The sequence below is a fragment of the Paracoccus sp. R12_2 genome (genome assembly GCF_017744015.1).
GTDB lineage: Bacteria > Pseudomonadota > Alphaproteobacteria > Rhodobacterales > Rhodobacteraceae > Paracoccus.
Window position 1 is genome coordinate 73,199 of sequence record NZ_JAGHRA010000017.1, and the last position, 20,783, is coordinate 93,981.

Here is a 20,783-nt window from a genome sequence, read left to right on the forward strand (position 1 = left end):
ACGCCGCCTCTCCCTGCGACGTGCCGCTGGCAGTGCAGTCTCCTCCGGAGCCGGCCCAACCAGCCGTCGCATGGTCGTGGCAAGGCTCGATCTCGGCCGTTCCGGTTACGGTCACTGGGGCGGGGGTGTGCCCTTAACGGTGCGAACAGATGTATGTGGCCATCGGCCCAATCAAGCATAAAGCATGGGAAATGCTTCAACCATGACGTTAGTCGTTGCAAAGATGGCTGTGCAAAATAGTGTGGTTCGAAGAGGGTTCCGATAATGTCTTCAATAATCAAGTTTTTCCGAATTACATTCTTTCTCGTCCTATATTTTTTCTTATGCATGGTCGTGGTGACCACAATGCTTCAGGCTTGGCCGATTGGCGGCCAGATGTTGTTTGCATTTGGTGTTCCCGTCATTCTGGTCTGGTGGCAAGAAAAACGGAGATCGCGGAAAGTCGCTGCAAAGGCGCAAGCTGAGGGGAGTTCCGCAAACCTACCCTCCCGACCTGAGCCGGTGCCGCGCCCAAGTGCCTACGACAAGCGTATCGAGCGTGAGCGCGAACGAACCCGCGAAGCCAACGCGTCCAAACAGCCGGCTGCCGTGCAGGCTTACTCCCCACCAAAGCAGGACTACGCTGAAATCGTTCGGGCTGGAAAGTCTGCGGCGCCGGCACTTGCCGCGGCCGCAGAACGAAACCAGCCCTCGCGAGTGGCATCGAGCGCATCGGCCCGATCATCGAAAAGCGAGTGGGTCCCGTCTAATGAAACAGCTAGCGTGGCCGGCCGCGCCATCGGAGGGATGGTCTATGTTGGCACGCCTCCCTTGCTGAACACCTACGGGTATCGTGACAAGTGCCGAGCCTATATCGATCCATCCCTGTCTGTCGCGCGCTCTGGAGCCGACAAAGCTGGTGAAGGTATGCCCTACTGGCCCGGATACTCGGATATCTCACCTCAGTGCCGGGCGACCTACCTCGATTGGTTGGCCAGCGGGCGCAACGACGCCTCCTACAACCCCGGCTACATGTTCCTGTACTTCTACGGGCTGGAGCGTCGCTTCTTCGTCGATCAGTCCAACGAAGATGCCAAGGATATCGTCCAGGAAGTCCGGCGGCTGCAGTCACTTTACCCTGACAACCACTCCGTCAGGCGCTATTTGGGCGAGTTCCTCGACATTGCGATGCTTGCCGAAACCGACCTCGACGCTATCGAGCCGATTTTCGAGAGGCAGAGCTGGGAACTTCCGTTCTCACTCAAATACGCAATCGGAGCTCGGATCGACAAAGGCGAGAACCTGACAGCTGACTGGTTGCTGAGTTGGTTCATCTGCCATCCGGAAACAAACCTGAGAACTCCCGCGACGCGGTGTCGTGACGAGTTCGTCGCTCTTTTCCGTATGCGGTTTGATCGGCGTTTTCCTGATGGGCTCAAAGTTACAAAGCCCCGGAAATCTCTCACGGCATCCTATCGGGCCGCCTCCAGCGAGTTTCAGGGGTCCGCCAACCCAACCGTCGACGGCAAGCCGGTTCCCGATATTTCCGGCCTGCGCAAGCCGGTTGAGATTGCCCAGGAGTTGGCTGACGAGGTGATGACCGACCTCGACAAGCTCAGTCGCTTCCTGGGCCGAAACCCTGATGGCCGCGGAAGCGTTGAAGCTCATGCATTGCTGCCTTCTGAACTGTGGGATGCCTTCCCATCCGAGGAAATGGACCGCTTGAAATCTTGGGCAAGCACTATCGTCGATCGGGGGGGATTGGTGCCGCTTGAGGAGGTGATCGGACGTCTGGAGGGAGAAACGAGCGAGAAAATCGGGAAACGGCAGATGACAGGAGCGGCCGATGCGCTCGCCCGCCTCGGTTTCGGTCTGGCGCCCGACCCTCGGTTTGCGCTCCGGTCGCCCAAGGCGGAGGAGCCTGTTGTCCTGTTCAGCCTGGGCGAACCCATCGAAAGACTGGAGGAAGTTTCCGACAGCTATCGAAGCGCTCTGATTGAATTGGCACTTGGGTCGTTCGTTGCTCATGCGGATGGTCGCATCGCGGATCCTGAACGCAGGGCACTGGAGGATCAGGTTTCTGCCGCGTCCCTCAGCGATCAGGAACGCCGCAGGCTGCGTGCAAACCTTGAATGGTTCCTGGCCGTGCCACCGGACATGGCACTTCTGCGGCGGAAACTGAAGGAGGTGGGCCAAGACAGCCAGGCCGCTATGCGGGCAGCGCTGGTTGGTGCAGCACATGCTGATGGCATTATTCACTCCGACGAAGTTGCAAGCATCGAGAAAATCTACAAGGCTTTGGGTCTAGATCCTGCGCTTGCCTACTCAGACCTGCATGCTGGCGAAGTTGCGGATGGTCCTCGCACTGTTCGTGCCTCGAAACCGGGTCGTCCGGGCGAAGCGATACCCGATCTTGAGAAAGCCAGCGGACCCAAGCTCGACGCTACGCGGATCGCAGCAATCCGTTCGGACACCGAGCGCGTGTCGTCCGTCCTCGGTCAGATTTTCGATGTCGAAGAGGAAGAAAGCGGTGCCTCCACGCCTGACTACCAAAGCCAGGTGGCAGGGCTTGACCCGAAACACGGCGCACTTGTCCTCGAAGTACTTACCCGGGGGCATTGGTCTGAGACCGAGTTCGAGAAGATCTGCGCCTCGCATGGTTTGATGGTATCCGGGGCTTTGGAAGTCGTGAATGAATGGGCTTTTGAGACCTACGATGAAGCGCTGCTCGACGAGTATGATGGATATGACGTGTCTCCGGAGATTGCGGAGGCAGTAAAAGAAAAGATGAGTGCGGAGGGCAGGGATGTCGAAGTTGAAACCACGTGAACGCGATGCAATCGTACAGGCGCTTCGGGCCGGGGTCGTGCCCAAGCTCGGCCTGCGTCACATCCAGGTCGGCCGCGTCCGCGAGATTGAAGAGCTCGTCAAGGACATGGACCGGATATCCGACGGCGGATCGGCGATCCGGTTCATCATTGGAGAATACGGATCGGGAAAGACGTTCTTCATGAATCTGATCCGTCTTGTCGCGCTTGAAAAGGGTCTGGTGGTGATGTTCGCGGACCTGGCGCCCGACCGGCGCATTCACGCGACCGGTGGTCAAGCTCGAGGCCTCTATGCAGAGATGGCCCGAAACCTGTCGACACGGACAAAGCCAGATGGCGGGGCCTTGGCCAGCGTGGTGGAGCGTTTCGTCAGCCAGGCACACCGCGATGCTGAGGAACGCGATGCGCCCACGGGGTCTGTCATTCGTGAACGCCTTGGTCACTTCGAAGAGCTCACCGGGGGTTTTGAATTCGCAGAGGTGATCCGGCGATATTGGGAAGGCCATGAGACCGGCGACGACGAGTTGAAATCCGCTGCCTTGAGATGGCTGCGTGGTGAATTCGCCACACGCACCGACGCGCGCAAGGCGCTTGGTGTGCGAACGATCATCGACGACGCCAGTGTCTATGACCATCTGAAGCTGATGTCGGCATTCGTGTGCGAGGCCGGGTATAAAGGATTGCTGGTCGGCCTCGACGAGATGGTGAACCTCTACAAGCTCACTTCGTCGCAGGCCCGCAATGCAAACTACGAACAGATCCTCCGGATCCTGAACGATGTGCTGCAGGGTAGCGCCGAGAACCTCGGATTCCTTATGGGTGGAACCCCGGAGTTTCTGATGAACACCCGTCGAGGGCTCTATAGCTACGAAGCCCTTCAATCGCGTTTGGCCGAGAACACCTTCGCGCGAGACGGATTGGTCGACCTTTCAGGACCGGTTGTCCGGCTGGCCAGCCTGACCCCTGAAGATCTCTTCGTTCTTCTGGCCAATGTGCGGCGGATCATGCAGGACGATGCCGGTGCTCTGCCGGACGACGCGCTCGAGGCCTTCATGGCGCATTGTTCGGACCGGATCGGTGAAGCTTACTTCCGCACCCCGCGCAATACGGTGACGGCCTTCGTGAACCTGCTTTCCGTACTCGAGCAAAACCCCGGTGTCGAGTGGAGCGATCTGATCGAAAAGATCGAAGTCTCCGAAGACCTCGGCGAAGACATGACCGAGGTAGACGAGTCGACTGGTGCCCAAGACCTTGGTGACGATGATCTGATCAGCTTCAAGCTCTGACGCCGATGAGCAGTGCGTTCGACAAACTGGCGAGGCCTGTGCAGAAATGGATACGTCAGCAAGGATGGCGCGAGCTTCGCGACATCCAGGCGCGATCCATCCGGACGATCTGCGAAACCAATGACGATTTAATCATTGCAGCTACTACGGCGGGCGGAAAGACCGAGGCGGCGTTCCTGCCGTTGATTTCACAGGTGCTTGACGAGCCGTCGGGCGGCACCGGTTTCGACCTGCTCTACATCGGTCCGCTGAAAGCCTTGATCACGGACCAGGCCATGCGGCTGGAGGGCATCTGCCAGGAAGCAGAGATTCCGGTTGTTCCCTGGCACGGGGATGTCTCGCAATCGATCAAGACGCGCGCGTTGAAATCCCCAAAAGGGATCCTGCTGATAACCCCAGAGTCCCTTGAGGCGCTTTTCATTCGTCGCGGTTTGGAAATTGCACGCCTGTTTGGGGCCACGCGGGCAGTCGTGATCGACGAGCTGCACACGGTTTTGGATAGCGAACGCGGTGTCCAGCTCCGTTCACTGCTCACACGGCTAGAGCTCGCGATAAAGCGCCCAATCCGTCGGATAGGTCTGTCAGCTACGCTAGGCGACATGGACCTCGCCAAGGCCTATCTTCGCCCTGACGCCGCAAACGCTGTCCAGCTGATCGAAGCAGATGGCGGCGAGGCTGAATTGAGGCTTCAGCTTCGTGGTTACCTCTCAGGCGATGAAGATGAAAACAGCCCATCCGCAACCGAAGCGATATCAGCCCATCTGTTCAAGCATCTTCGAGGCAGCGAAAACCTGGTCTTCGCCGGAGCGCGCCAACGGGTCGAGATTTACGCAGATCGGTTGCGGGAGCTTTGCGAACGGGAGCACCTGCCGCAGGAATTCTATCCCCACCACGCGAGCCTTTCCCGAGAACACCGTGACTTCGTTGAGCGGCGCTTGAAGGACCCTGCGAAACCGACGACCGCCGTTTGCACGTCGACGCTCGAGCTTGGAATCGACATCGGTGACGTGACCTGCGTGGCTCAAATCGGTGCGCCATTCAGCGTCGCGGCGTTGCGACAACGGCTTGGCCGATCAGGCCGCCGTGAAGGACAGCCGGCCATTCTGAGGCAGTACGCTATCGAAGCCAAGTTGACGCCGGAGAGCAGTTTCGTGGATCGCCTTCGGCTCGGCCTGATCAGGTCCATCGCGATGATAGACCTCCTGCTTGAAGGCTGGTGCGAACCGCCAAAACCTCAGGCGCTTCATCTCTCGACACTCGTCCATCAGATACTGTCAGTCATAGCGCAGCGCGGCGGTGCGTCTGCAAGCGTGGTCTACAACGTGCTCTGCCGCGAAGGCCCCTTTCGGAAGGTCACAACCGAAGTCTTCGCAGATGTGTTGCGTGCAATCGGCCACCCAGTAACCGGCTTGATCGAACAGGCCGGCAGCGGGCTGCTACTTTTGGGACCCGCGGGCGAAAAGCTGGTTGAGCATTACAGCTTCTATGCGGTGTTCCAGACGCCTGAGGAGTTCCGGTTGGTCGCAGAGGGGCGGGATCTTGGAACCCTGCCGATCGACAATGTTCTTGCTCCTGGGATGCTGCTGATTTTTTCTGGGCGGCGTTGGATAGTTCAAGAAATCCATGATCGGGAAAAGGTCATCGTCGTGAAACCCGCTAAGGCTGGTGTGCCTCCAGTCTTCGGCGGCGATGCGGGGGACATTCATGACAAGGTGATCGACCGAATGTTCGCCGTGCTCGAGGGGGAATCCAGCCCAGCTTACATGGACACAGTCTCTTTGATGATGCTCGAGGAAGCGCGTGCTCACTATGAACAGCTGGGGTTTAGGGCCAATAACATGCACAGCATCGGCGAGCATACATCAGTCATTGCGACGCGGGTCGGTACGGTGAAGACATCAACCCTCGCGCTCGCACTCAGAAGTCAAGGGTTTTCGGTCGAACAGCATGACGGGTTTCTGATTGTAGAGGCCGGGGACGAAACGCCCGATCTTCGATCGGCGCTGGAAGATATTCGATCTGGCGCACCCGTCGATTTGTTCGCAGGCGCAGGCAATCTGATATCAGATAAGTTCCATCAATTTCTTACTATCGAACTTTTGGTTCGGGACGCTGAATCCTCAAAGCTTTCGACACAAGCACTTCCCGATTTGGTCAAAGCTATTCTTCAAAAAGGAACTTGAATATGTCCACGACGTGCCGGTCCACGCTTATTGTCTATGGACAACACGCAATGCGGGAGGCCCGCCTTGTGGCAGCCCGCAGCGGTCAACATGGCCTCCAGATCATGTCGTTCGAACAAGCCGCGGTGCGGCTCGCGGGCGGTTTCGCCCGCGCAATCGACGAAGAAAGCCTGCGCGCGGCGATCCAGACGGTCCTCCCTGAAACACCGATGGGCGAATTGGAAGATATCAAGATGCTGCCGGGCATGATCGGTGCGGCCGCCGACACACTGCACAAGGCGTGGCGGGCCGGTATCGATCTCGCTTCCCGTTTAGGTGATCATCCAAGGCTTGAAGCCATCGCTCGCCTGGAGGCCGCTGTCCTTGCCGAACTTCCGGGCGGAATGATGCGGCCGGTCGATATTGTCGCCGCAGCCATCAGCCGGATCACCTATGCGCCCGCCATATTCGGCTCGATGGAAATCGCCGGACTGACCGAACTGTCTCCCTGCTGGCGGCCTCTACTGAAGGCGCTCGCCGAGCACACCCCCATGCAATGGACGTCAGGTCCCCGCCCTGTCCCGGCCTGGCTCAAGGAAAGCGGCGTTCCTGTCGCTCGAGGCGATGCTGAGGCGCCGGCCATTCGATCCGTCAGTGCCGCGACCGCTTACCATGAGGCAGTCGAGACACTGCGTTGGGTCCGGTCGCTGCTCGCGTCGGGCGTACCGCCCGCCGACATTGCCATCGCCACCGCGTCGCCGGCCGACTACGACGATCATTTTCTCGCGTTGCGCGCCGATGCCAATATCGATCTGCATTTCGTTCATGGCGTCCCGGCCGTCACCACACGTGACGGACAAGCGGCAGCGGCACTCGCCGACATCATCGTGCGCGGCCTTTCGCAGTCGCGCTTGCGCCGTCTCGCCGCCCTGTGCGGCGATTCTGCACCTATGGCTTCCCTTCCCGATGACTGGATGCGCGTCCTTCCAAGCGATGCACCCTTGTCAACACCGTCCGCCTGGAACCAACTGCTGGCGCGCCTCGCGCCAGACGACTGGCCCGACGGCATGGATCACGCCCCGGTGCTGCGTGCTGCGGTCGATCTGCTGGCAAAGGGACCGGACGCGGCACAGGAAATCGGCGAAGCCTTCCTCAAGGGCCGGGCATTGTCCATCTGGCGCAAAGCCCTTCTGGCAGGGCCCGCCGGCGCGATCGACAGCACGCTGGAAACACTGAAACAGGATGACGGGCTCGAGGCCTCCGTCTCCGTGGCCTGGATGCCGGCCAGCGCGCTCGCCGCGTCGCCGCGACGCTTCGCTCGGCTGATCGGTCTCAATTCCTCCCGCTGGCCACGCGGGATCGCCGAAGATCGGCTGATCCCGGACCACATTATTCCAACGGGCGAGCTCGACCCGCTTCCCGTCAATCTGGCAGATCGCCGTGACTTTGATACGATCCTCGCCACTACGGGCAACGACGTCGTCCTCTCCCGCGCCCGACGCGACAGCGACGGCAGATTGCTGGGTCGCAGCCCCGTCCTCGCCACCTATGACGAGGATGCCTATCTGCGGCGCAACGCCGTTCCCGCCCATGCCTTCAGTGAAACCGACCGGCTGATGGCGCGGCCGCAGGAATTCGCTGCCGATCCCCAGGCATTGAGTGCGCGTTCCTGCTGGCGCGATTGGCGCATGGCCGATGTGACAGCTCATGATGGCCTGGTCAGGTCCGATCATCCTTTGGTTCTCGCGATCCTCGGGCGGACTCAGTCGGCTAGCTCGCTCAAAACACTGCTGCGCAGCCCCCTCAATTTCCTCTGGCGCTATGCTCTCGGTTGGAAATCCCCGCAAAGCAGTGCCGAGCCGCTCGTGCTTGACGCCCTGCAAACCGGCGACCTCATCCATCTGGTGCTCGACCGCGCCCTGCGAAACCTCGAAGCGACGGGCGGCCTGGCGTCGGCCGACGTGGCTGCCATTCAGGCTGCGGTGGACCAAGCCGCTGGTGCGGTGGCGGCCGAGTGGGAAAGCGAGCGGCCCGTTCCACCCGCTGTTATCTGGGGCCGCACGCTCGGGGATGCGCGCGCTCTTGCCGGACAGGCGCTTGCCTATGGCAATGATCATTTGCCGGGCAGCCGATCCTTTGGCGAGGTCCCGTTCGGCGGGTCCGAGCCCAAGTCGGAGGCGGCATTGCCCTGGGACGCCAGTGTGCCGGTGATCATCCCCGACACCGGATTTCACATTGCCGGCTATATCGACCGGCTCGACATCGCTGATGACGGCAGCCGGGCACTCGTGCGCGACTACAAGACCGGCAAGCCGCCCAAAGGCGACATCCGTGTAAACGGCGGCCGCGAGCTTCAGCGTTGCCTTTATGCCTTCGCCGTCAAGGCGCTCCTGGGCGACCACATCGCGATCAGCGCCTCGCTGCTCTATCCGCGTGAACCGCTCGATCTCCAGCTCGACGAGCCGGACATCGTCCTGGCGGAGATCAAGGCATATCTGCGGGCGGCGAGAACCGCATTGGCCAGCGGCGCGGCACTGCCCGGGCCGGATACCGGAGGCGACTACGACGATCTCGCTTTTGCCCTGCCGGCAAACGCAGGCGCCACCTACTGCAAACGCAAACAAGCCGCCTCGACCGAGCGGCTCAGTGAGGTCGCGCCGATCTGGGAGGCGGAATGATGAGCAGCGTGAAAGTTCTGAATGATGATGGCGCCCGGCATGACGCGATCAGCCGTCATGACCGATCCATTCTGGTTGAGGCCGGCGCGGGATCGGGCAAGACCGCCGTGATGGCCGGCAGGATCGCTGTCATGCTGGCGCAGGGTGTCGCGCCAAGTTCCATCGCGGCAGTCACGTTTACCGAACTGGCGGCCAGCGAGCTCCTCCTGCGGGTTCGGGATTTCGTCGAAGATCTCGCCGCCGGCCATATCGCACCGGAGCTCCGCGCCGGCTTGCCGGAGGGACTGTCTGCGGCACAGCGCGAGAATCTGATGTCGGCCAGCACGGCGATCGACGAAATCACCTGCTCGACCATCCACGGCTTCTGCCAGCGATTGATCAAGCCCTACCCGGCGGAAGCGGATATCGATCCGGGCGCAGCGGTCATCGACCGCAACCAGGCCGATCTCAACTTCCTCGAAATCGTCGAAGGCTGGCTGCGCGAGCGATTGTCTGGCGATCAGGGCGGCGTCCTCGCCGAGATGGTGCTGCATAACCCGGGAGAGACCGTCGCTCTGATGCACAAGATCGCCGAAGCCCTCCGGCGGTCGAGGAAACTGGTCGCACCGCAGGCGATGCCCTTTGCAGGTCACCTGCAAGCCTTCCAGCAGGCGGCCGACGAACTTTCGGCCTTTGTGCAAGGCGCCGGCGTTGATGAGCCGGAAACGGAGGTCTTCGCCGTGCGCTTTTCTGAAATGGCGGCCGCCCTTCCATCGGTTACAGATGGTTCCACGCCCGCCGGGCTCGTCGGGTTGCTGGTTGCACGCCCGCATCCCGACCTTACGACCGGGACGGGCAGCTTTTACGCCTACCGCAAGAAGGGCAAATGGGCGGCAGCGGCAAAGCAGGCAGGGCTGTCCAAGGCAGACGGCGACAGGCTGAACGATACGGCCAGCGGTTTGTACGAAGCGTGCTGTGCCGCATGGGCCGCACTACTCCAGGTGGTTTCCGGCCAGGTCCTCACGACATTGATCGACGAAGCAGGCACAATCCTTGCGCGCTATCGTGAGCACAAGCGCGCCAGCGCCCAGCTCGATTTTGACGATCTCATCTACGCCGCGCGCGACCTGTTGCGCGACCATGAAACTGTGCGACAGGCGCTCGGCCAGAGGTATTCAAAGGTCTTGGTCGACGAGTTTCAGGACACCGACCCGCTTCAGGCCGAAATCTTCTGGCGTCTATGCGGTGATCCCGGTGATGATCCGCAGGACTGGACGCGTTTCCGGATTCGGCCGGGCGCACTCTTCTTGGTTGGCGACCCCAAGCAGGCAATCTATCGCTTCCGCGGCGCGGATGTCGGCGCTTACGTCCAGGCTCGCACGGCCTTCTCGACACACGACGCGGACGGCCTCGTCTCGATCTCGACCAATTTCCGTTCCTGTGCCTCGATCCTCACCTTCGTCAACGAACGGTTCGAGACTGTCCTGTCGGCTGATGGCCAGCCCGGCTTCACAGCGCTTGATCCCTTCCACGACGATCCGGAAGACGGCGTCTGCGTCTCGGCGATCGATATCGCGGTCGCTGACGAGAACGGCAAGGCCAGTGCCGAGCAACGACGCGACGCCGAAGCCGAAGCGGTGGCTGAACTTTGCGCACGCTTGATCGGCAGCCATCCGGTCCAGGATCGCAAAGCCGGTGCACAACGCCCCTGCCAGCCGGGCGACATCGCCTTGCTCGCCCCGACCGGCGCGGAACTCTGGCGCTATGAAGAAGCCCTTGAGCTCCGGGGCATCCCGGTCGCAACCCAGGCCGGCAAAGGTCTGTTTCGCCGGCAGGAAGTGCAGGACCTTATCGCGATCACGCGAGTTCTCGCCGATCGTCGTGATACGCTGGCGCTCGGCGCATTGCTGCGCGGCCCGCTTGTCGGGCTCAGCGAAGAGGAGCTTCTGGACATCGTCTGGGCGCTTCCGCGTTCGGAAGAAGAACCCGTCCGGATCCCACGGCTCGACCTCGGCGTCGACCTCGCGGCAATAGTGCATCCGCTGGCGCGCGATGTGATCGAGCGGCTGCAAGGGCTCCAGAAACGCGCCAAAAGCACGACACCACACGATCTTCTTTCGCAGGCCGTCGACGTCCTTCGGGTACGCCCGGTTCTTCTGGAGCGGCATCGCGGTCAGGCAGAACGAGCACTTGCCAATGTCGATCTCTATCTCAGCCTCGCCGTCAGCTATGCGGTACGGGGTCTGCGGGCCTTTTCCGAGGCAATGACGGCGGCATGGGCGGATGAGGCCCGCGCGGTGGAAGGCCGGCCCGATGCGCAGGAAGAAGCCGTCGCCCTCTACACGATGCATGCCGCGAAAGGTCTTGAATGGCCGGTCGTCATCCCCATCAACACTATGACAGGGGTAATGGCGCCCGACAGCGCTGTGACCGATCGCCAGACTGATACCTTCTACTGCCCGGTTCTGGGTGTCCCTCCGTCCGGCTATGACGCGGCGCGGCAGGCAGAGAAGGATGAACTGGACTGCGAGCGGGTCCGGCTCTGGTATGTCGCAGCAACCCGCGCCCGGGAACTCTTGGTCTTGCCGCGGCTCGACGTAACGCCTTCGAAATCAGCCTGGATCGGCCTGGTGGACCTGTCCCTGACAGATCTCCCTCACCTTGACGTGTCGCATCTGCCGCTCGACACGATCGCGGCGACAGCCGCTACAGAAAACGGTCAGACACGGGAGAGTTTCGCCACTGAGGCTGGTGCGATTGTCGAAAGGCAGATGCATCTGACCTGGCTTGCGCCGAGCCGCGACGAGACGACAACAGGTTCAGTGCTTCAGGAAGAAGAACCGGACATCTGGGCCGGTTCGGCTGATGCTCAGGTGCCGGACGCCGACGCGCTCGCCTCCATCCGGGGCGGACGCGAACGTGGCTTGATCCTTCACAAGCTCATGGAAGAAGTCCTGACAGGGGAATGCAACGAGGCCGACGAGGCGCTCACCGCGCGTGCTGGAGACCTCATTTCTGCGCTCGGCAAGGAGCCTTCCTCCGATCCGGCGGACGGGCTTTCGCCTGAGGAACTGGCCGGTTGCGTGACGCGAACGCTGGCCTTGTCGGAGGTGGCGGCATTGCGTCCCTCATTGCTCGCTGAGTTTCCGGTCTATGCCTTTCAGCAAGAGGAGGCCGAACTGGTTGCGACGGCGGGCATCGCGGACGCGATTTCGGTTAATCCGGAAGGTCGGCCAGCCGTCGTGATCGACTGGAAGAGCGACGTGAATCCCGCCCAGGAGACGCTTGATCACTATCGGGCTCAGGTGCGTGCCTATCTCGATATGACCGGAGCCGAACGGGGCCTGATCGTTCTGATGACGAACGGGACGGTGATCACCGTCCCGCCTTCTCCCCAGACGATTGCGGCATAGCCGAGGACGCGACCATGGCCTCCCGCAAGCGCACCGAGCCCGTCCAAGATGATCTCTTCAATCCCGAAGTCGAACTGCTGCTGCCTGCTCGGCTTGCGATAGAGGGCAAGGCCCTGGGAAGCCCTATACGCCAATTGGCGGCTCCGCCGCAGCGCGTACGGTGCCGTCTGCGTCCCTTTTCAATCCGCCGTGTGACTGGTCATGAAACCACGCTGCCGTCTGGCGAGATACTGAAGATCATCAACGCGAAGACCGCTACGTCGCTGGAGGCGGAGCTCATTCTTCTGGTCCCCGGCGCGAGTGAGCCGGCGCAGATCGTAGAAGCACTCGACGCCGGCGAAGGCCGGTGGATGGCCCCGTTGCCCATCCGCATCGACACGTTGAGTCGCCAAGCGCGGGTCGAACGGCTGGCCGCGGTTTCGGCATCTTGGTCGGGCGCCTTTCATCTCCGCGAGGGACGAGCAGCCGAAAACGAGCGGCCAGCCCAGCTCGGTCTGCGACGTCCTCAAATCGGCGCACTGCACGCGGCTTTGGCCCATGCGACGCGATCGATCGATCCGGCCACCATCGTCATGCCGACGGGCACCGGCAAGACGGAAACCATGCTCGCGCTCAACGTCCACCAGCGCTTCGAGAGGCTACTGGTCGTAGTGCCGACGGACGCCCTTCGAGAGCAGATCGCGGGCAAGTTCGAGACCTTCGGCGTGCTGAGGCAACAGCAATGCCTGGAAGACAAGGCAGCATTTCCAGTGGTGATGCGCCTTTCGCACATTCCGACGAGGCTAGCCGACGTGGATGAGATCTTCGACAGTGCCAATGTCATCGTCACAACGATGCAGATCGCCGGTCGCGCCGAAGCGGCGGTCCAGGAGCGGATGGCGGCACGCGCCTCGGCGCTGTTTATCGACGAGGCTCATCACATCGGCGCCCCGACATGGGCGCGCTTTCGGGGCCTATTCGCGGACCGTGAGCCACCGCTCCCGATCGTCCAGTTCACCGCCACACCATTCCGTGAGGACGGCCGGCGCGTCGACGGCGAGTTCATCTACACCTATCCGCTCAAGAAGGCGCAGGCCGAAGGCTATTTCAAGCCGATTCGCTTCGAGGCGGTCTTCGGGCTCGATCAGGCAGACGCCGATCTCGCGATCGCGGGAAAGCTCGGCGAAGTCCTCCAGGGTGATCTGGACGTCAGCCTCAACCATCTCGCCATGGCGCGTTGCCAAACTATCGACCGCGCCAGAGCCCTCCACCAGCTTTACAGCGAGATGTACCCAGAACTTCGTCCGGTCATCGTCCATAGCCAGCAGTCGATCCGTGAACGCCGTGCAAACCTTGCCGCTCTGCGGCGCTTCGAGAGCCGGATCATTGTCTGCGTGGACATGCTCGGCGAAGGTTTCGATCTGCCGGAACTGAAGATCGCCGCCCTGCACGACCCGCACAAGAGCATCGCCGTTACCATCCAGTTTGTCGGCCGCTTCACCCGCCAGGATCCACGCCTCGGCGACGCCACGGTCATCGCCAACACCGGCATTGACGACATTGATCGTTCGCTGGCCAAGCTCTATGCGGAGGATGCCGACTGGAATGCGCTGGTCGAGGCACTCAGCACCGCGAAGATCGACCGGCAAGTCCGCCGTGCCGAGATGTTCAAGGGCTTTGTCGGCGACTTGAGCGACATTCCCCTGCAGACGCTCGAACCGAAGATGAACGCCGTCGTCTATCGCACCAACTGCGACGGTTGGGAGCCTTTGCGGGCCGAGGACTTATATAGTCCCGGCGTATATCTCGGCATGAAGGTCAACCCACACCAGCGTGTCGCCATCTTCGTCACCCGCTCCGAAGAGCAGGCCGGCTGGACCACGGCCCAGCACGCGACCAATGTCACCTGGGACCTGCACATGATGCATTGGGATCCCGATAGTCAGCTCCTATATATCAGCAGCTCGATCAAGGGACCGTATGACCGATTGGCCAAGGCGGTCTGCGGTGAGGCAGCGCGCCGGGTCGAGGGCGAGGAGGTCTTCCGCAGCCTGCATGGGTTCAATCGCCTGATCCTGCGCAATCTTGGCCTGACGCACCATCAGGGACGCGGTGTCCGCTATTCCATGTATATGGGTGTCGATGTCGCCGACGGACTCGACACTGCGAAGTCCCAGTCGCGCATCAAGAACAACGTGTTCGCAACCGGTTTCCTCGACGGTGTTCCCGCCTCTCGTGGCTGTTCGGCCAAAGGCAAGTTCTGGTCGATTTCGCGGGTTCGCGATCTGACTGATTGGGTCGATTGGTGCGCGGATATCGGCAAAGCCGTCAAAGATCCAGGGATCACCACCGATGGCGTCTTCAAGAGTGCGATGCGACCTCGCCAGATCAGCGAACGCCCGCAGGTGCCTCCGGTCGCGATCCACTGGCCGGAATCGCTGTTGACGCAAATCGAGGACCGGATCGAAATCAGTTTCGGCGACAAACCCGTAGCCTTCGCTGAATGCGACATCGAGCTTCTGGATCATGAACGCACGGGTCCATTGCGCTTCACGGTGCGCAGCGATAACCACATCGCCGAATTCGAAATCGTTTTTGCTGAAGGGGGTGCCAGCTATCCGCAGCGCTATGGGCCGAAAACAACCGTCAAGGTCAGCGGCAAGACGAAGTCGCTCTCGGAATCCTTCGGCGAGGATTCCCCACAGATCGACTTTGGGGATGGTTCACTGCTGATCTACAGTCACCTTTATGCTCTGCCTGAAGGCGTCTTGGTGGAACCGTATTCCGCTGATCGGATCGAGGTTTGGGATTGGTCGGAGACCAATATACGTGCCGAGGCGCAGGGTCCTGAAAAGCGGACTGACTCAGTGCAACGGCGCGTAATCGAGACATTGCTCGCAGAAGGCGACGCCTTTGACATCATCTTCGACGATGATGGGGCTGGAGAGATCGCGGACGTCGTCACCCTTCGAGTGACTGAAGGTCTCGTCCAAGTGACGCTTCACCATTGCAAATACTCCAGTTCCGACACGCCCGGCGCGCGAGTGAAGGATCTCTATGAAGTTTGCGGGCAAGCGCAGAAATCCGCACGCTGGCGTGATCGGCCCAACAGAATGCTCATACATATGTTGAAGCGGGAGAAGATACGGCTGGAGAAGGGCCAGACTTCCCGCTTCGAACAGGGAACAGCCGCATTCCTCAAAAAGCTGAAAGCGAATTGGCAGGACTATCGCTACGAATTCGATGTGCGCATCGTTCAGCCTGGCCTGTCGCGATCGGCTGTCACAGAGGAGGGACTGCATCTACTGGCCAGCGTGGAGACTTATCTCCTTGAAACGCGCGCCATGCGGCTGAAGGTTATCGCAAGCAGCTAGAAAGCCAACCTCCAGATAATGGCCCAACCCAATTGCAGTGGAGCGAACGAAATGTTCGGCGTCTTTCTCGTTGAGAGTTGTCCTAGCTTTCCATCTTTTGGTGCGGAGAGGCTCCGGATACTTTGTGTGCAACAGTCGTCCGGATTTGATGATCTTGGCCCCTCCTGCCCTTTGGTCAGGACCGCGCCCTACTCGGTCGGCTGCACGCAGCCGCCCTCCCCGAGCTGAAACGCCGCCTCTCCCTGCGACGTGCCGCTGGCCGTGCCGTCTCCTCCGGAGCCAGCTCGACCAGCCGTCGCATGGTCGTGGCAACGCTTCATCTCGGCCATTCGGTTACGGTCGCTGGGGCGGGCGCGTGACATCAGTGATCTCGTACGTCGCGTCTCGGCCGCTGTTGTTCCGTGCTTTGCCGGACATGCTGTGCCGCCCTGTCATCATGGGTCGCAAACGATTTCCGGCGACCGCCGGATTGCATTGGCCGCAGCTGGCAGAAGGTCGGTGATGGTCGTGATGCGCGGATCGCAGGCTATCGGGCTGCCGTAGAGGGTCCGTTCGAAATTCGAGTGATCCGGACACGTTGTCGAAGCTTCGACGGTCTCCATGCTGTTCGTCCAGAAAACACATCGCGTTGCCACGGAAACCAGCCGTCGCGGCACGTGAGGCAGGGTCAGCAAAGCTCCGACTGGTCGGGATGCGGCTCGGAGCGAGAGGACAGAAATATCGCCACCACAGGCATTTCTCTCCCTCGGCTGTTCACCCAGTTTCCTTCGCGGCCCCGCACTTCTCCCTTTGTCTGAGTTGCATGACATGCTGGTCGCAGCTGTCGTCCCGTCCACAAAGGTTGTCGCCGATCTTTTTCCCCTGCCCCTGCGGGCCATTCCGCGCGGAGCAAAAAGATCGGCGCCTGCCCCTCTCCGCTGTGCTTCGCCTTCGGTGTGGCCGGGCCTTGGCCAGCTGCAAGGTGACCATCATTGCAACGCAAACAAGGAGAAGAGCAATGACCACGAACTGCATCAAATTCACCAGCGCCGACATCGAAACCGCCAAGGGCGTCGGCTCCATCTCGACCCTGACCTTCGACCTCGACATCACGGTCGAGCCCGTCGCAAGCACGAACCCGATGGCCCCCACGCACCGCGTCCTCGGCCGCTCCCCGCGCGGCAAGCTGGTCGAGTGCGGCGGCATCTGGAAGAAGCAAAACAAGGAGACCGGCGCCGACTACTACACGCTGACCATCCGCGACCACGGCTTCAACGCCAACCTCGGCAAGGCCGCGAACCAGGACGATCTGTCCCTGCAGGCCGTCATCCCCTGGGGTCCGAAAGACGCAGCCTGAGCCAGGGGCCAGACCGCCTCGGCGGTCTGGCACTTTCTCGTTCCGGGGGAACTTGTCCCGGGCGGGCGCAAGATTGGTGTCCGAAAGACGCCGCATATTTCGGACGCGGACGCCGAGGCGGATAGTCAGATTGGATAGGTCGCTGACGCGGCTCCGATCCTTTTGTTCAGCTACAACGTGCATCGCGCGAACCCAAGTCGGAACCGAATGTCCGCAGGGAGAGCTGGCAGCCCGCTGAGAGAGGCCAAGCGCACCCCTTCTCTCAGTTGAGCAACCCGCGCCACGGTCGTCTAGGCGAAGCGCCAAGGGGCGGCAAACTCACCCTTTGCCGCAGGCAACGAAATCGCAAATCATCGTCGTGCATCCCGGGGGGCAGCGTCTCACTTCAGGGCCACCGCCGCGCGCCTTTCCGTCGACCTGTTGGCCTTTCAGATCGCTAGCCCGGGGTCGAGCGGTCGGCAACGCCGGGGACAGGTTTCTGGACGGCTGCGCCTTGAGCGCTGCGAGGCACCGCTCACAACAAACCTGCCCTCGGCGTGCTCCATTTCATTCCGCCCCGTGCCGGGTGCAGCCCGCTCTCATGCCCCCGGTCTTTTCCACGATCCGTCCAACGACGATCAACGGAAAGGATCACACCATGACACTCGAACAATCCATCGACCTCGCCGAACTGCAAGCCGACATTGCCTTCGATGCCTACCTCGCCGCCTTTGATGAAGACGCCCATCCCGAGTTACTCGACAGCCTCGAGACCGAGGCTCTGATCGCCCGCAGCCGCTACGACGACCTACGCAATCAGGGACTGGGTCACTGACCCAGACACCCCTGCGGGTCTTCGGATCCACAGGGCTCTGACGCCGTCTCTAAGAAGCTTCGCGACGCCCTCAGAGGGTGCGACCCGCGCCATCCAGCGCGGGCCATTTTCGTGTTTCTGGCGCCCGATCCGTGACCGGCTCGAGCGTTCGGTTTGTCTGTCGTCGCGTGCGTCTTGAACACAAGTTTCGGAAGCTTTTTCGACCTGGTTGTCCTGCATCGATGAGGGCGGGACCCGTTCCAGGTCGCGCCGCGACGCGGGGTCTTGACGGCGTCCAATGCCCGCAAAAAGACACAACATGCAAAACGTAATATTGCGCAATGTGATGTATTGAAGTATAAGCGAAGGAGAGAAGGAAGACGTTGGCAGGATATGGCCAATGTTTGCACATTTTGTCCGAGGGGGTCTGACCCGTGCCGAGGCCAGCGAAAAACCTGAAGCTTGAAGAGCGCATCGAAGTCGCGCGGCGCTTCGCGGCGGGCGAGAGTGCCAAGGATCTGGCGGCGGCGTTCGGCATCTCTCCGCGCCACGTGAACCGGCTCGCGAAAGAGGAGGCGGGCGAGGGGCTCGCGGTGCGCGATCCGAGCGAGACGGTGGCCTTCCGGGCCAGTCGATCCGAGCTCGATGCCTTCGACGCGGACTGGCGCGAACGGGGCTTTGCCAACCGATCCCAGGCGCTGAATGCGGTGCTGCGCGGACGGTGCGGATTTCTCGATGTGCCCCGTGACCTGATTGCGGAGTTCTGCGCCGCATGGCGTCAAGCGAAGGATGTGAGCGACGCCGGATTGGTGCTTGCCAAGGTGGTCCATCGCGGTCGGCTGGAGGTCTCGGACGCCGACCGCGCGATGCTGATCGAGTTGCTTGATCTGGCGCAGTCGATGAGCCGTGAGATGGGTCGGATGAAGGATGCGGCGCAGGTGCTGCGTCATCAGGAGTGGCCGCTAAAGGAAGAAGGGCAGGGGACGGAGAGCGCGGTTCTGGAGGATGGCCCGCGCGCGATCGAACGCGGATTGAGGCTCGTCAGAAATGGCTGATCCCCTCGCCCTCTACACCTCGGTCATGGGGCGGCTCTGGGAGGATGAGCGCATCCGAGGTCAGGCCGCGGCGCGGATCGACGCCCGGCTGGCGGGACGACGCCAGGGACGGAGTTTCGCGCGCGTCGGATCCATGTCGGCGCGCAACGCGCTGAAGGCAGCGTCGGGTCAGAGCCGGGCGGCGGTCTTCAAACGGATCCGAGCCGGAGGCTGCAAGACGCGTGCTTCGCTCGGGGCGCAGATTTCCTACATCAACGACAAGGCGGTCTATACCTACTCGACGATGACCAATGCGCTGACCGATGCGGCGGTGCTTTCCGACGAGCAGAAAGAGGACATCATCGAGGACTGGGCCGGGACCTGGCGCGGCTCGACAAAGCTCGGGTTCACCTCACACATGCTTTTGTCCTTCCCGACCGACGTATCCATCGACCAGGTGCGCGACATCGCGATGGACTGGACGGAGCATTTCTTTGAGAGCGGCGAATATGGCGATCAGTGGGACTATGTTCTCGCGGTCCATGACGACCGGGCGCACAAGCACGCCCATATCATCCTGAACAACCGCGGCGTCGAGAAGGGCACCTGGTTCTCCTGCTGGGCGGAGGGCGTGATGTCGCCGCAGCTCATGCGCGAGAAGCAGGCTGAGATCGCGGAGCGCTATGGTGTCATGCTCGACGCCACCACCCGGCTCGAGCGTGGCATCTTCGAGAAGCCCGCCGGCATCGAGGAGATCTACCGCGCGAAGGAAGAGGCAAGGCTGCCGCGCGAGATCGTCATGACGGCCCAGGAATCCGCCATCGCGCAGGCGCAGGTGGTGGGCTTCGCCAAGGACTACAAGAACCTCGCCGACCTGCTGGACCGGATGGACCAGCGCCACATGGCACGTGCGGTCCGCGGCATGGCGGACGGGCTTGGCTCCGGCACGCCGTGGAACTTCACCGAAGGAGAGATAGACATGAAGGACATCAAGACCGTCGGTGACGCGATCGACTATTCCGAGCGCACGATCGAGGCGTTGAGGCTCAAGGCCGAGGAACTGGACCCGGCCGAGCGGGCCGCTTTTGAAGCCAAGGCCGCGCCGATCATCGCGGACCTCTCGCAGATGGTGCCGGACCCGGACCTGCGCGCGCGCTTTGGCAAGCAGCTCGAAGAACCCTATCCGCCGGGGGCGGGCAGCGAGGTGCTGATCGCCGCGCTGCGGTCCGGCAATGACGACGGGCTGCGCGAGGTACTCGAGCGCGCCGAGGAGGTGGGCATGGACAGCGAGGAATTGTTGGCCCGGATCGCGGCGGGTGGCACGCGCAACTACGGCATGGCGCAGGACTGGGTTGAGCGGGACATGAACGCGGTGCTCGCGAAGGATGGCCTCAGCGTGGAGACCGCGAGTGACGACCAGCTCGACGTCGCGCTGGAAAAGGTCGACGGCGTAATGGATGCGCTGATGGAGCGGGCGAAGGAGATGGGCGTCGAGATCGGCCGAACCCTCGCGGACGAGGAGGAGGCGACGTTGCCCCTCATCGACGAGGATGACCGGACGCCCAATCCCTACCTGCAGGACCTCGCCGACATGCTGCGGGACGGCAAGCTCACCGAGGAACAGGAAGAGACCGTCGAGCGGACCCTGCAATCCGAACTCTTCAAGGAGTTGGGAGAAGAAGGCTTGGCCGAGCTACGCCGTGGCAACTACGAGGTGCTGGATGCGGCCCTGCCGAGCAAGCTTGACCAGATCACCGTCACGCAGGAATTCCTCGAAATGACGTTTGAGGAAACGGGCGACCAGGTCTTCACCGACCGTGCCGCCGGGTTGCAGCAGGACAAGGCGACCGAAGTGGCGCGGCTGCGCGGCCAGCAGGAGGCCCAGGAGCTGGGACGTAATCTCGGTCGGGACCGCGGTCTCGATGACGATATGGAATTCTAA

General features: G+C 61.7%; 10 protein-coding genes. All 10 read left to right on the forward strand.

Features of this window, described 5'->3' with window-relative positions; genetic code table 11:
- Nucleotides 1–264: 264 nt before the first annotated feature.
- The 10 genes from J7359_RS17020 to J7359_RS17065 all read left to right on the forward strand — a co-directional run bounded on the left by J7359_RS17020 (nt 265) and on the right by J7359_RS17065 (nt 20,783).
- A complete protein-coding gene (locus tag J7359_RS17020) occupies nt 265–2,808 on the forward strand; it encodes a TerB N-terminal domain-containing protein (protein ID WP_081285331.1) in 2,544 nt (847 codons plus the stop codon).
- The gene (locus J7359_RS17025; protein WP_065331076.1) at nt 2,786–4,093 is read left to right on the forward strand and encodes an ATP-binding protein; all 1,308 of its coding nucleotides are present in this window, start codon (nt 2,786–2,788) and stop codon (nt 4,091–4,093) included. The genes J7359_RS17020 and J7359_RS17025 overlap by 23 nt, the downstream gene beginning before the upstream one ends.
- Before the next feature lie 5 nt (nt 4,094–4,098).
- On the forward strand, nt 4,099–6,276 hold the full coding sequence (locus J7359_RS17030) for a DEAD/DEAH box helicase (RefSeq protein ID WP_065331075.1): 2,178 nt from the start codon (nt 4,099–4,101) through the stop codon (nt 6,274–6,276).
- Between the two features lie 104 nt (nt 6,277–6,380).
- Nucleotides 6,381–8,933, forward strand: a complete 2,553-nt coding sequence (locus tag J7359_RS17035) for a PD-(D/E)XK nuclease family protein (protein ID WP_227511478.1) — start codon at nt 6,381–6,383, stop codon at nt 8,931–8,933.
- Entirely contained in the window at nt 8,933–12,325 is a 3,393-nt protein-coding gene (locus tag J7359_RS17040) for a UvrD-helicase domain-containing protein (protein ID WP_209058342.1), read from the forward strand. Before J7359_RS17035 ends, J7359_RS17040 begins: the two co-directional genes overlap by 1 nt.
- 14 nt (nt 12,326–12,339) lie before the next feature.
- Nucleotides 12,340–15,678 carry a DEAD/DEAH box helicase family protein gene (locus J7359_RS17045; protein ID WP_120352554.1) on the forward strand — a complete coding sequence of 1,113 codons (3,339 nt, stop codon included), beginning with the start codon at nt 12,340–12,342 and terminating at the stop codon, nt 15,676–15,678.
- A gap of 997 nt (nt 15,679–16,675) precedes the next feature.
- Entirely contained in the window at nt 16,676–17,014 is a 339-nt protein-coding gene (locus J7359_RS17050) for a DUF736 family protein (protein ID WP_017470241.1), read from the forward strand.
- A gap of 637 nt (nt 17,015–17,651) precedes the next feature.
- On the forward strand, nt 17,652–17,828 hold the full coding sequence (locus tag J7359_RS17055; RefSeq protein WP_162931915.1) for a hypothetical protein: 177 nt from the start codon (nt 17,652–17,654) through the stop codon (nt 17,826–17,828).
- Between the two features lie 413 nt (nt 17,829–18,241).
- On the forward strand, nt 18,242–18,862 hold the full coding sequence (locus tag J7359_RS17060) for a helix-turn-helix domain-containing protein (RefSeq protein ID WP_065331070.1): 621 nt from the start codon (nt 18,242–18,244) through the stop codon (nt 18,860–18,862).
- Nucleotides 18,855–20,783 carry a relaxase/mobilization nuclease domain-containing protein gene (locus J7359_RS17065; protein WP_065331069.1) on the forward strand — a complete coding sequence of 643 codons (1,929 nt, stop codon included), beginning with the start codon at nt 18,855–18,857 and terminating at the stop codon, nt 20,781–20,783. The genes J7359_RS17060 and J7359_RS17065 overlap by 8 nt, the downstream gene beginning before the upstream one ends.